This window comes from Marinobacter sp. MIT932201 (assembly GCF_047123295.1).
Classification (GTDB): domain Bacteria; phylum Pseudomonadota; class Gammaproteobacteria; order Pseudomonadales; family Oleiphilaceae; genus Marinobacter; species Marinobacter salsuginis.
Map to the genome: position 1 here is coordinate 1546592 of NZ_CP138917.1, position 13907 is coordinate 1560498.

The following is a 13907-nucleotide window of genomic DNA, read 5'->3' on the forward strand; positions in this document are numbered from 1 at the left end:
GTCAGTCGTACGCCTTCATTGGCGTAAAGCGCCTCAGCTCGCTTAGCTTGTAGCCGGTGTACTGACCCATCAACAGGATCAGACCGAGAATAACAAGGTGCAGCTCCGGGAAGTTGAAGGTGAGGTGGCCGGCCAACGGAGCGCTCATCAGCAAATAGGCGCAGATGGCCACAAACAGACTGCCTGCACCTTGAACCATGACCTCATGCGCCCCTTCTTCTTCCCAGAGGATGGACATGCGCTCGATGGTCCAGGCGATGATCACCATCGGGAAGAAGGTGACCGTCATGCCGGTATTGAACCCCATCTGATAGCCGATGATGCTCAGGCCTGCGGTTATAAAGATAACCAGGATGATCAGGGCGGATATGCGGGATACCAGCAGCAGGTTAAGGCTGGACAGGTAGCCGCGCATCAGCAAGCCAATAGATACCACCGACAGGAACGCGATCAAGCCCGGCACCAGAGTTGTCTGGACAAAGGCCACTGCGATCAACACGGGCATGAAGGTGCCAGAGGTGCGAATGCCGATAACAATCCGCATGAAAGCGACCATCAGTGCCCCCAGTGGCAGCAACAGCAGCATTCGGAACATGCTTTGCTCTTCTATGGGCAGTTCGTAAAAGCTCAGGAAGCCGAGACCATTGGCTGCGGATTCCATGGTTGCAAGTTGAAGGGCAGGAACCGTTTGCCTGAGCATCGAGAAGCTTACTTCCGAGTTCTCGCCACCTACCACATCAAGCAATGAGGCTGCCCCCTGGCGCCAAAGCAGGAGGTCTTCAGGCACGCCCTGTTCGGCAGTCTTGGGGTTGAAGGTGAGCCAACGCTTGCCGTTGTAAATTTGCAGGTAGGGCATCAGCTGTTGCCGCCGCCGGGCATCTTCGAGTCTCAGTCCGTCCGCTGTTCTGGCGGCAATACCACTGTGGTTGAGCATGTCGACCAGAAGATCCAGGTAATTCTCTTCTGAAACCAGCAGGGTTGTGTTCTGTGTCCGGCTGTCTGGCTGCATCAGCCGGATAAGCTCGCGGGTCATGCTTTCCGGTGTGCTTGAGCGGGCTTCTGCCTGGCTAAGAATTTCCTGTACCGCTGTTGCCTCGGGCTCTTCCCAGAAGGTCCTCGGTGTTTTCGGTTCGCGCGCCGGGATTTCCGGTCCGGCGTCTGGGTCCGGAATGAACTGGGCTTTGAAATACAAAGTCTGCGGCCCGGACACTTCCCGCTTGCTCCATTCCGCTCGGCGGCTGCCCGAGGTGTCGATGATGGAAAAGCCATAGCCGGGCGAAGCCGCCTGTTCGGTCAGGATGCGAAAGCCCGGTGGTTGCTCGGGGATATTGAGACTGGCAAGAACCGAGCCGTCCACTGCGTCAAAATCAATGCGGGCCTCGACCATCCAAACTGGTCGTTGTTCGCCTGTGAGCCAGGGTATGCCAAGCTCAACGTGCCTCCAGACAGCAAGCGAAATGCCCGCAGAGATGAGCAGGAAAACGGCGATATAAAAAGGCAGGCGCGAGCGGGTGGTCACGATTCGTTCCCGTTGCTGTTGCGGATGGATTCAGGCAGCTCGGTTGCATATTCCTTGCCGACATCGATCAGCATGACGTCACGCAGAATATTGCGGCCGATCAGAACCTCGTAGGTGAGGTTGGTTCTGTCGGCAAGTGTAAACTCCGCAACCTGTTGGTGATCGCCAATAAAAAACTGAAGCTCGACGACGACCCGACGCTCCGCTTCATCGGCGCTGGCCTGGATTACGCGAACCCGGCGAGAGATCTCTTTTTCCAGGGTTACAAACTTGTCTGCACCGGGAACAGGCACATCAAAGCGCACCCAATTGTTGCCGTCCCGCTCGAACCGGGTGATGTTGCGTGCGTCTATCGAGGAAGTTTCGGCACCGCTGTCAATGCGAGCCTTGTAGATCAGGCCGGGGCCCGCAAGGTAGAAGTTTTCAACCTCGCCGACAATCACCTTACCCTTCAGCCGGTCTGCACGCCCTTTCGAATTATCTGTTGCGGGGCATTGCGTCTGGGCCCGCACTGGCGGACATTCAGGTTTTTCCACCTGGGTGGCAATTGCGTCGAGTATGGTCTGAGTCGAAGAGCGGGTTTGGGCAATGGCTTGCTCGTGTCTGACCGCTGAGTTTTCTTCCATGGTAACGAGAGTTGCCCGCTGACTCTTGATGGATCCCTGGAGCTCATTCATATCCGTTTTGGGAACCATGAAATAGCGGTCTGCCGAGCATCCCGTCAGCAGAAGAATGCCTGCAAGTGTGGTGACGGAAAGCTTAGGCAGTCCAGCCCGATACCATTTGAAACCCATTAAGAACCCCTGAGCTGGCAGTCTGTCACGCTCGATACCGAGCTATTGTGACGGTCTATGCGTGTGAAACCGGATAAATAGGAAGGGAAGTATACAACATCCAATCTGTGCGGTTGATTTACAGATGGTTAAGGGGCAGTAGTGTTTACCGTGACAGGAAATTCCCCTCTCCGAGAACAGTCTCAGCGCGCAGGTATTCCTGGATTACCGGGGAGCAGTTAAGGTAGAAAAGTAATAGTTCGCGCTGCACATCCTGATCCTGGATTCTGGCTGCGAAGCTGATCAGCTCCCGGATTTCCTGGTCACTCTCAGACTTGCTGGAGGGCATGCCGAAACTCTTGCCATACCGCGCCTTCAGCAGGTTGGTAAGACGCTCCAGATGAAATTCGCCCGTGTGGGTAATGTGCGGAAGGATTCTGAAGCCGTCCTTGTTGCCGTTCGGACGGGTGCCGAATACGCCTGCCTGGCTGTCCTGGCCGGAGCAGTCATTGTGCAGAAACTCCGCCTCCAGTTTTCGCCACAGTTCTTTCAGCATGATCTGTTATCCGTTTCTGATCTGGTTCGGGCCCGCCGTGCGGTTAAAAAAGGGTAATAACCACTTGGCGAGTGAACATTTTACCCTTTTAGACGATATTACGTTGGCCGTCCAGAGGCAGATGCCCGAGCTTTAAAATAATGCCAAACAGTCGTGGTCCTTAGTGCCTCGCTATTCGGATTGACGGCGTGCCGGGCAAAAGGTTCCCTTCGTGGGGTAGACTGTTGTGGGGCCGGGAAACACCGGTTCCTCAATCAAACACAGAACCGTAACAGGAGTAGTACCAGGTGCCTGAAGCCCTCACGGAACTGATCTTGTCCCGGCCGGATCTGATGGCGGGATTGATGGTTGTGTTAATCCTTTTGATCGTCCTGAAAGGGCTCTGGGGCAGGAATGGTCGACTTGGGCAGGACGTTGAACAGTGGCGACAGCATGCAACCGCCCTCGAAAATCGGGTGGCCGGTCTGGAGTCGGATCTGGAAAATGGCAAGCAGCGCGTGGCACAGCTGGAGAGCGAGCGTCAGAGCCTGCAGGCGAAGTCGGACGAGCTTTCCCGCGAGCTGGGCGAGGCCCGCGTCGCGCTCCGCGAGAAGGAAGTGACCATTGAGAAGGAGCGCCGATCCGCCCATGAAAAACTGGAGTTGCTTGAGCGTAACCGTGATGCCTTGAAGACGGAGTTCGAGAATCTGGCCAACAAGATTTTTGAGCAGAAGAGCGAGCGTTTCAGCCAGCAGACCCGCACCAGCCTTGATACTCTGCTGAACCCCTTCAGGGACCAGTTGCAGGACTTCCGCAAGCGGGTTGAAGACGTGTACACCACCGAAACCCGTGATCGTCAGGCCCTCCGTAGTGAGATCAAGTCACTGCAGGAACTGAATCGCCAGATAACCGAGGAAGCATCCAATCTGACCCGCGCCCTCAAAGGCGATAAGAAGATTCAGGGGAACTGGGGTGAGCTGATCCTTGAACGGGTACTGGAGAAATCCGGCCTGCGCAAGGGCGTGGAATATGAAACCCAGGGAAGCTATCGCGACGGAGACAATCAGCTCTACCGGCCGGACGTCATTGTCCATCTGCCGGATAGCCGCAACCTGATTATCGATTCGAAGGTCTCACTGGTGGCCTACCAGCAGTGGGTGACGGAAGACGAGGATTCCGGGGTCAAGGAGGAGGCGCTCAAGCAACACGTTGAGGCCGTGAGGAATCACATTCGTACCCTTAGCGAAAAAGACTACAGCCAGCTCCACGGCCTCCATTCCCCGGACTTTGTGTTGCTGTTCATGCCGATAGAGCCCGCTTTTGTGGCAGCATTTCAGCAGGACGAGAACCTTTTCGCAGAAGCCTTTGAGCGAAAGATTATTGTGGTAACGCCAACCACGCTGCTGGCAACACTGCGAACCATTGAGAACATCTGGCGGTACGAACGCCAGAGCCAGAATGCCCGGCAAATCGCTGAGCGGGCTGGCGCTGTTTATGACAAACTCAGGGTGTTTGTTGAGGCGATGGAGCGCCTGGGCACACAGTTGCATACTGCCCAGGGAACCTATGATTCGGCCATGAACACCCTGACCCGTGGGCGCGGCAACCTGATCTCCCAGGCGAATCGATTTGTAGAGCTGGGTGTTCGGGTGAAAAAGGAATTGCCGAAGGGGATAATGGACCAGGCCGAAGTGGACGAGGGTGAAGAATTCCGTCATTCAGGGGACAACGACCTGCCTGATTCAGAGAAGCAGGCGATTGGTGCAGATAACGAGCAGGAGTAGATGCCATGGCAGTATTATTTGGAACAGGTCGCTGTTTTGCCCTGGGGGCTGTATTGGCTTCCGCGCTCCTGTCCGGGCCCGCGCTGGCGCTGGCGCCCGAGCACGAGACTCGCAGATTGATGCTCGCTACCGAAGGGGCAGTGGTTGCGGAAAACTGGGGCGAGGCCGCTGAGTATCTGAACCGCTTGCAGCAACTGGAAGGTGAAAAGCCGGCCGATTACTATTTTTATCGGGGGCGGGTGATGCTGCAGTCTTCCCACCTGAACGAAGCCCAGTCTGCTCTTGAAACCTATGTGAGCCGCGCCGGCGCTGAGGGTGCCCACTACCAGGAATCCCTGCAGTTGATCACTTCCATTGAAAAGACCCGAAAGCAGAATGCCCTGGCCCCACAGGCAACCGGTGAGAGTGAACAGGTTGCGGTTATTGAGCCGGCGGGTGAGGGCCGTATTGAGTCTTTGCGCAAGCTGTATCTGGCAGATTCAGACCGAGAGGCGCTGACGCTTCATATCAACAGCCTGCTCGAATTGGCTGGCTGGCGCCGTGATCAGGCGGTCGTGCGGCTCGATCGGCCAGCCGACGTTGAATACCGTCTTGGCACCCAGGGAGAGGAAATCCAGATTCAGGAACTGAAGCGCGCCGAGGATGGCCGGATACTGCGAAGCACAGAGACGATGTCGGTGTTTGGCATCAACCCCAGGGTGGAATGGCGTTGCGAGGCGACGGTCTCAACTTGCTGGGTCTATGATCCGAGGGACGGTTCCCGACTGCTTCAACTGGCCGAAAACCGGGAAAGGGCCCAGGAAATCGCCGAAACGCTCGGGCAGCTGATCCGTTCGCTTCAGGCGCCATCTGGGTCCTGAGTTAATCGGATAGATCTCCACGCTCGCCTTCCCGATAGGCGCCTGGCGTCACCCCGGTCCACTTCTTGAAGGCCCGATGGAAGGTTGAGGGTTCGGTGAAACCGACTTTGGCGGCGATGTCGTTAATCGGAAGTTCCTGCCGGCTCAGATAGTAAATAGCCATATCCCGGCGTAACAGATCCTTGATCTCCTGGAACGAGGTATTCTCCTGCTTCAGTCTGCGTCGCAGTGTCTGCGGGCTGGTATGCAGGCCCGCTGCAATCCATTCAAAATCCGGCAAAGGCTTCGAAAGATCCCTGCCGATCAACGCCCGAATGCGTCCCGTAAAGGTGTTACTCTCGTCCGGACGGGATAGCAGGTCTGCCGGCGAGGTCTTCAGGAACTGCCGCATCTCCGGCTTGTCCCGGATGACGGGCGCAGACAGGAAGCGCTTGTCGAAGGTGAGGGCGATTCTGTCAGACTCGAATGCCAGGGGGCAGTGGAAAATGTGCCGGTATTCGTCGCCATGGGCCGGCCGTGGGTAATCGAACTCGGCCTTCTCCAGCTCGATGGGTTGGCCGATGAGCCAACTGCCCAGTCGGTGCCAGATCACCAGAATACTCTCCCGCAGGAAAAAGCTCGGATCGTTGATCTCGCCCTCTATCCGGGTTACGAGCTGAGCCTTGTCCCTGCCAACCTCCAGTTCCATGGACACCATGGGTTCAAACAGGCGGGAAAACTGGAAGGCCTGCCGGTACACAGATTCCAGATTGGGGCAGTCAATCACCAAAGCACACATGGTGGCAAAGGTTCCTGTTCGGGCCCGTCTGGGCCCCAGCCCCATGAACTCATCTCCCATGCGGTTCCAGAGCACCTGCATCAAATGGCTGAACTGATCACTGCTGACCCTCGCCATCTCGATGCGCAGCAGATCGGGAGAGATTCCGGCTTCCCGGAGCATTTCACGGGTATCAAAACCAAGTCGCTGGGCGCCCACCAGGGCCGCCTGTACAAAGTGCTTCGAAACCGTCAGATCGGACATTACGCTCGCCATTCCATGAAAACGAAACCCATCATAAAACCCCGGCAGAACAATGCAACCGAAGCCGTTTGGCCACACTGGTAGAAACGGCCAATCGGAATGAAGGAACCGGCAGTTGGCCCGCTTGGCAAAACCGGGCAGCATGAAGGAAACGAATGCTATTTGCGTAAACCTGAGAATAAAAAGGAGATTATCATGGCGGGTCCTCTGACTTCGCTGAAAGTTCTGGATTTCAGCACCTTGTTGCCCGGCCCCTACGCCACCATGCTGTTGGCGGACATGGGGGCAGATGTATTGCGTGTGGAGGCACCGGACCGAGTGGATCTGACCCGGGTAATGCCACCCCACGATGCCGGCGTGAGCACGGCCCACGGGTTTCTGAACCGTGGCAAGAAGTCGCTCGGGCTTAACCTTAAAGAGGAGGGCAGCCGGGAGAAGGTTCTGGAATTGGTCAAGGACTATGACGTTGTCGTTGAGCAATTCCGGCCGGGAGTGATGGATCGGCTTGGTATCGGCTATGAAGCCCTCAAGTCGGTAAACCCTCGCCTGATCTATTGCTCCATCACCGGCTATGGCCAGACCGGCCCCTACAAGGATCGAGCGGGCCACGACATCAACTATCTCTCCCTGGCTGGAGTAAGCAGTCACTGCGGCCGGGCTGACAGCGGGCCGCCGCCGATGGGTATCCAGATTGCGGATGTGGCCGGCGGTTCACACCACGCCGTCATGGGCATTCTGGCTGCTGTTATCCATCGACAGCAGACCGGAGAAGGGCAGTTTGTTGATATCAGCATGACCGACGCGGCCTTTGCGCTGAACGCCATGGCCGGGGCCGCCTGCCTGGCTGGTGGCCAGGAGCAGAAGCCGGAGAGCGCATTGCTCAACGGCGGCTCATTCTACGACTACTACCAGACCAGCGACGGTCGCTGGCTCTCGGTAGGCAGCCTCGAACCCCAATTCTCCGCCCGCCTGTGCGACACCCTCGGTATTTCCGATATGAAAAGCCTGGCCATGAGCCAGAAGCCCGAGCATCAGCAGCAACTTAAAGCCGCCATCAAGGCAAAAATTGCTGCGAAACCACTGATCGATTGGCAGGAGATTTTTGCCAACCAGGATGCTTGCGTGGAGCCGGTTTTGACGATCTCGGAGGCTGCCGAGCACCCACAGCTCAAAGCCCGGGATATGGTGATTGGCGTCGACAGGGGAGACGGCACGCAGCAACCGCAGATCGGGTTCCCTATCAAGTTTGAAAAAACGCCGTCTGAAACGTCCCGGATCGGGAAGATGCTTGGAGCTGATAACGATCAGTTTCTTTAGAAGAAAATAACGTGAATAGGTGTTCAGTTTTGTCTGGCTGAAAAGGAGGGCTCTGCTAACTTAATAGATGTCACCGGACATGGTGAAAACGTAGTGAACAAATACAAGGACAACACTATGAAGCTCAGGAAAACCCCGAGTGGCAGACATGCCCTCAGTCTCACTGTCGCCCTGCTTGGCAGTACTTTGCTGGCGGGTTGTTTTGACAGCGACAATGACTCTTCTGGACCCTCACAGGCTGAGGTGGATCCCAATCTCTTTCCTTCGGATGGTCAGCTTGAGGCAACCATTCGTCGAACAACGGGTGGCGTTCCTCACATTGTTGCTGATGACCTGAAATCTGCCGCGTTCGGGCACGGATACGCTCAGGCTCAGGACAACGTCTGTATGCTGGCGGAAGCCGTCGTCAAGGCCCGAAGCGAAAGGTCGAAGTATTTTGGGCCGGGGCCGGACGTTCAGTTTGCACCCGGGGCCAGCGTCGGGCTCAACATCATTAACGACTTCAGCTTCAAGGCCCAACAGATATACGCAGGCGCTGAGGCCGAGTTCCCCACTTTAAGCCCGGAGAGCCGTGCGCTTATTGAAGGCTTTACAGAGGGGTATAACCGCTACGTTAACGAAACTGATGCCTCTCAGTTCCCGGCAGAATGTGCGGATCAGGACTGGGTCAAGCCGATAACTCCAGTGGATCTGCTGGCTCATTATCGAATTGTTGGCCAGTACGCCAGTGGTGCGTTGTTCGCCACGGGCGCGGTTTTCCTGGCAGTCCCCCCAGGAGAGAGTCCTGCACCTACACCAGTAAGCTCGGTGACCAATGCTGAGGAAGTAAATAACCTGCTCAAAAGCGTTGTGGCTACCGCAGAAGCTGGCGCGAGATCACAGACAAATTTCGCGGATATGGGGCTTGCCAGTAACGCGTGGGGTATTGGTAGCGAGTTGACCGAGCAGGGACGGGGCGCTCTTTTGGCGAACCCTCACTTCCCGTACACAGGCCATCGCAGGCTTTATGAAGTCCAGATGACGGTTCCGGGATACCTGAACGTCCACGGTGCGGGGCTACTTGGTACGGCAATTCCGCTGATCAATTTCAACGAGAATCTTGCCTGGTCCCACACGGTTACGACCAGTCGCCGCTTTACCTGGTATGAGCTGGTGCTAAAGGATGATGGAGAATTCCTGACATACGTGAAGGACGGGGTTGAAAAGCCGATCACCACTGAGACCTATCAGATTGAGGTCGATATGGGGATGCCGCAACCTGTTGTGCTGGAGAGAACCTTCTATTTCTCCGAGTATGGTCCCATGATCGCAGCCAATGCTGTCAGCAGTCAGCTGCCAGCCTGGGGCGACAACGGTGCCCTGAACGCGTCTTCAATGGTTGCTCACACCTATCGTGATGCCAATGCCAATACCGGCGGCCTTCTGGACACCTGGTTGGGCATGAGTCGAGCCAGCAACCTTGAAGAGTTCCAGAGTGTCTTCCAGAACTGTGGGTCGACCCTCTGGACCAATACTACCTACGCTGATGACCAGGGTAATGCGTTCTACATTGACAGCAGTTCGGTACCAAATCTCTCCGAAAAAGCTATCGCCCTCGTTAATTTGAGAAGAGCGAGTAGCGACGCTTATGCCGGTCTATTTGATCAAGGCGTGACACTACTGGATGGCAGGCTTTCCCAGGAGGACTGGGTTGAGACAGCATGTGGTCCTCTGGTTCCCTATGACCAGAAGCCGAAGCTGGTAAGATCGGACTGGGTGCAGAACTCCAACAGCAGTTACTGGTCAACCAATCCGGACGAGTTCCTGACTGGCTTCTCACCTCTGTTTGGTGATGAAAAGGCGCCGATCAATCCCCGTACGCGCCTGGGCATCAAGATGCTGCAGAATCTGATGGATCCAGGCTTCCCCGATGCGCCGCTGCCAGCAGGGCAGGATGGCAAGTTCAGCGCGGAAGAACTTATTGGTGTGATCTGGAACAACCGGGCATGGTATGCAGAACAGTTCCTCCCGGAGCTTCTGCAGCGCTGTGATGCCATCGGCACCACTGCGGTGAACGGTGTCGATTTGTCGTCCTGGTGTCAGTCTCTGAGCAACTGGGATGGGCTATACAACCGGGATAGCGTCGGTGCTCATATCTTCCGTGTTTTCATGGCTAATTATCGCAACGATCTGGACTCAGATCTGACGACGCCTTTCAGCCCGGCTGATCCCGTGGGGACACCGGCTGATCCATCTGAAGAGAATGCCGGGACCGCAAGCGACACCATGCTCTTGGCGCTTGCCGATGGTGTGGCTGCTCTGCAATCTCAGGGAATTTTGCCGACTGATGCCCTTGGAAGCCTTCAGTATTACCGCGCTTCCGGTGGCGTGGCCCCAGGCTCCGGCGCGACACCAGTGTTCCAGACTCAGCCAATTCCCTGGCACGGTGGTGACGGCAACATAGATGGAGCGTTCAACGCGATCGGTGTGGTGACGGATCCGTTCCTGGAAGACACGCGTTTCCCGCGGATTGCACCGTCAACGATCGACAATACTGCCGGATTGTCTGACGGAACGGATGGCATTGATGGCTGGTTGATGGCCAGAGGTACTAGTTGGCATTTTGGTCTGGAGTTCACGGACAACGGTCCGGAGGCTTATGGCCTTGTGAGTTATTCGCAGTCCACAGACTCCATGTCACCTTTCTTCAGTGATCAAAGTGAACAGTATTCCAACAAGGAGTTCCGCCAACTGTTCTTCACGGAAGAGGACATTCAGGCGAATCTGTTGCCACAAGGTCAGACTGTTATTTCTTCGGATTGAGAAACAGTCCACTATGAAAACGCCGCACCCTAACAAGTGCGGCGTTTTTCGTTGCTATTGGTCATGTCGTTGAGAACAAATGGCAGTGCCATCTAAGCTCTCGCAACGCCTGAAATCTCCACGCCTTTACTGCCTATCCTGCCCGACACCACCCCCTTCGCTGGTCAGCTGAGGGCCGTTAACAAGCCTCATGATAAGAACTTCTCTAGAAAACGTGAGCCGCTGAAATCGACGCATGAGTTGTGGGACGTGTGGGCTGTTCGGAATATTGATTGTTCGTGTCTGATCCATGTCGGGCATCGTCCAAAAAAAAAGCCCCGGCGATGCCGGGGCTTGGTAGACAGAAGCCAGTCCTTACGGAGCAGCCTGCTCGTCCTGATCGAGTGCGTTGGCCAGAGTCGGACTGGTTCCCAGTGCATCGATGTTGTTGGGGGAAGCTGGCACGTTGCCGCCGCTCAGAGCTTGCGCTGTTTGCGTGACCATTACCGTAAAGGCGTCACTGGTAACGGCAAACCCACCCGGGCAAGCATCATTTGGCGCTTGAGGCGCTACAAAAGTACCGTGATTGGCGGTAGAGCACGGGTTGCTGCCGTCAAAGAATACTGCGACCGGAGTGGCTGAAGCCCCAGAGACGTCTTCGCTCTGAAGGAGGTTCAGGTCAGCTCCATCGGCAAGATTGGTTCCGCCTGCTCCCAGATCCAGCAGTGCCATCAGAGGCTCCGTGCCAGTCAGCGGTGCGGAGAATGCGGGGCTGAGTGGATTAACGTTAGCTTCGTTCGGTACGGTGCTGTCTCCAACCACCTCAGTGACAAGCAGGTTTCCAGTGGAGGCGCCAAGAGACTTGGCAAAGTTCACTGGATCACCAGCATCAGAGATTGACTGGAACACGTAGAAGAAGCTCTCGAAAGCAGAGGTTCCCTGGGTTACACCTGCATTAGCCAGTCCACCAAGAACTTGGCCGGAGAAGGCCGGTGAGTTCTCAATCAGGCGAGTTACTTGGCCGCTCGTGTTGTGCAGAACAACCGAGCCAAGGGTCGGGAACGTAAAGTTATTAAGGGGAGCCCCGGCATCCTGATAGGTCTGATTCAGCACCCCGTTCAGGCTGCTGTTAGCCAACGCTGAGAAAACGGTTCCAGAAATACCGCCGAGGGAGTGACCAATGAAGTTCACATTGATTCCCGGACCAACGAGATCAAAGGGTTGATAGTCGCCATTAATGTCAAAGGTTTGGATTGACGCTGCCACGTTAAGGAGATCAACGACGCCCTGACGCAGGTTATCGCGGCTGTTCATCATATTGAGAGGATTGATAAACAGGCTACCTGATGAGATGTCTGCCAGAGGGGCTGGTACCGGCTGCAGAGATGCATTTGCGGTATACCCAAAGTGTCGCTCGCCGATGTAGTCAGCAGAAATCAGCGCATTGAGTTGTGCGATGACGGGTGCGAGGGCTGGATTGTTCTGCGCCTCAAGTCCCTGAATCGTAGCCTGTACGGTGGTTGTCAAAGTCTCTTCGTCGAGCTCTGATAGGCCAGCAACCCTGCCTACGCTCGCTCCAGCAAGCCCGTGCAGAGGCTGATCGATTGCTACAACCGTTTGGCAGGCACTTTGTGCCAACAGAATGGCGGGCAGCATTGAGACACTCCGATCTACGGTAATGCCATGCTGGAAAATAGTTACGCCGTTGGGCTTAAATCCTCCCGTTGGGTCTTGATCAACGCAAGACGCTGGGCGCGAATCCGTTGAAGGATTAAACACCACGACTGGTACAGTAGTATCGGCTTTTTTCTGCGGGAATGGGAAGTAGCCATTCACGTTCAGTGTGCCGTCGATATCACGAAGGAAGGAGAAAATTGTGTCTCCCGGAGTCAGATTCTCATTCAGGCCAGCTTCCATGCTTGTGTTGCCTGTCCAGCTGCCTGTGACAATTCCGGCTCCGGTTTCGCCAGGAAGACTCTGGTAGTAGGGCAGGGTGATCGCGCCCTGATGTACTTGAACCTGGGCTGCCGCCTGTGCAATTGGGTTTGTAGGATCTTGTGCTGCCAGACCCTGAATGGTTGCCAGATCTGCCGCCTCAGTTTTCGGATAGAAGAACGAAGGGCGTGGTACTGGCAAGTGAATCGTGTCCCCGATTTCCGGAACAATGGCCTGCGTAAGCGTCGTCTGCGGAGTCTGTGTTCCGTCAGCCGTCAACACATCTTGCACGTTAGACAATGCCGTAACGGCGGCGATTTCTTGCGCACTCAGAGTTGAAGGGTCAAGTTGGCCAGCGCCGAGTTGACCGGCAATCTCGGTGATTTCACCAAGCTTTGTTGTAAGTTGGGAGAAGTTGAGAGTGGGGTAGTTGTCTCTGATTGCTTTCAATTGGGCAGTGAAGCCAATCTTTTGCCCCAGTCCCGACGCATATGCCGCCGGCGCCATCATCGCCCGAAGAACGTCAGTGTCAGAGTTGGTTGTGAATGTGTAAGCCAGCGCAGATTCAGAGCCTGTCTGCATCTGAGCAAGGAATCCGTTCGCCAGCTGGTCAGCAGTCTGCAGAATGGTTTTCACGTTGCCTAGTGCGGGGTTGCCCAGCACGCCATCTGCTAGAGCGACATCCTGAACGGAACGCTCAATTGGCTTACCGTTTGCACCCTGGACGTCGTCAGTGACAACAACCAGGTATTTCTGACCTTCAGTCAAAGGTTCAAGCGGAACAACGCGGATAGCGTTGTTTGTGCCGCCATCAACACTTACAGGGTCCGCGCGGAAATTAGGCTGCTCAAGTCCCAAGCCCTGACCAAAGGGATTACTTGCAACGATGCTGGTCGGGTTGGTGTTCGGAAGAGCTTCAGGAGCCGAATCAATTGCAGGGCCAACGTTAAGTGGGAGCAAAAATACTGTCGCGTTTGCCATGACGGTCGCTGGATTCAGCTCACCGTCAAACTTCAGGGTAAAGGCGCCTGAAGTGGAAAAACCCGAGAGATCGTTAACAGCGTCATCTGCCGGAGTGTTGCCAGTTGAAAGGCCTGTAAAGTCATAGTTGGCGCTCTGGGTTGCGCCCAACAGCAGGATCAGGTCGGCATTGATCGGGAACGCAGGCTCTTCCGCAATCGGGTTAGGGTTGTAGATCGGACGAACAATCGACCGGTCAATCGTCGTATCTTCAATCTGGTAGTCCGGATTGGCATTCGCCCCCGTCTCGCCGCTATCAAAGCAGCCTGTGAGTCCAACGGAAGACGCCACGGCAAGACTTATTAGAGTTTTCTTGAACATGGGTGGAACCTTTTCCTGTTGTTGTGTCGTTATGTTCGGCA

9 protein-coding genes are annotated in these 13907 nt (G+C 55.7%); 4 read left to right on the forward strand and 5 right to left on the reverse strand.

Annotated elements, in window-relative coordinates; translation table 11 throughout:
* Nucleotide 1 precedes the first annotated feature (1 nt).
* The 3 genes from SIC15_RS07050 to SIC15_RS07060 form a co-directional block, all read right to left on the reverse strand.
* A complete protein-coding gene (locus SIC15_RS07050; RefSeq protein WP_008170458.1) occupies nt 2-1519 on the reverse strand; it encodes an inactive transglutaminase family protein in 1518 nt (505 codons plus the stop codon).
* Nucleotides 1516-2313: an ATP-dependent zinc protease gene (locus tag SIC15_RS07055; protein WP_069184932.1), complete on the reverse strand. Its 798-nt coding sequence runs from the start codon at nt 2311-2313 to the stop codon at nt 1516-1518. The genes SIC15_RS07050 and SIC15_RS07055 overlap by 4 nt, the downstream gene beginning before the upstream one ends.
* A gap of 145 nt (nt 2314-2458) precedes the next feature.
* Nucleotides 2459-2848 carry a hypothetical protein gene (locus tag SIC15_RS07060; protein ID WP_069184931.1) on the reverse strand — a complete coding sequence of 130 codons (390 nt, stop codon included), beginning with the start codon at nt 2846-2848 and terminating at the stop codon, nt 2459-2461.
* A gap of 287 nt (nt 2849-3135) precedes the next feature.
* Here SIC15_RS07060 and rmuC point away from each other — a divergent pair, with 287 nt between their 5' ends.
* Nucleotides 3136-4611 (forward strand): DNA recombination protein RmuC, encoded by a 1476-nt coding sequence (rmuC, locus tag SIC15_RS07065; protein WP_069184930.1) that lies wholly within the window; start codon nt 3136-3138, stop codon nt 4609-4611.
* 5 nt (nt 4612-4616) lie between these two features.
* Entirely contained in the window at nt 4617-5471 is an 855-nt protein-coding gene (locus SIC15_RS07070) for a hypothetical protein (RefSeq protein WP_069184929.1), read from the forward strand.
* A gap of 1 nt (nt 5472) precedes the next feature.
* Here the strand turns inward: SIC15_RS07070 and SIC15_RS07075 are convergent, their stop codons facing one another.
* The gene (locus SIC15_RS07075) at nt 5473-6492 is read right to left on the reverse strand and encodes an AraC family transcriptional regulator (protein ID WP_136631733.1); all 1020 of its coding nucleotides are present in this window, start codon (nt 6490-6492) and stop codon (nt 5473-5475) included.
* 195 nt (nt 6493-6687) lie between these two features.
* Between SIC15_RS07075 and SIC15_RS07080 the strand changes: the two genes are divergently transcribed.
* Nucleotides 6688-7809 (forward strand): CaiB/BaiF CoA transferase family protein, encoded by a 1122-nt coding sequence (locus tag SIC15_RS07080; protein ID WP_412537350.1) that lies wholly within the window; start codon nt 6688-6690, stop codon nt 7807-7809.
* 117 nt (nt 7810-7926) lie between these two features.
* Entirely contained in the window at nt 7927-10611 is a 2685-nt protein-coding gene (locus SIC15_RS07085; protein WP_412537351.1) for a penicillin acylase family protein, read from the forward strand.
* A 354-nt stretch (nt 10612-10965) separates the two neighbouring features.
* Here the strand turns inward: SIC15_RS07085 and SIC15_RS07090 are convergent, their stop codons facing one another.
* Nucleotides 10966-13866: an MECDP-synthase gene (locus SIC15_RS07090; protein WP_069184927.1), complete on the reverse strand. Its 2901-nt coding sequence runs from the start codon at nt 13864-13866 to the stop codon at nt 10966-10968.
* Nucleotides 13867-13907: the final 41 nt, after the last annotated feature.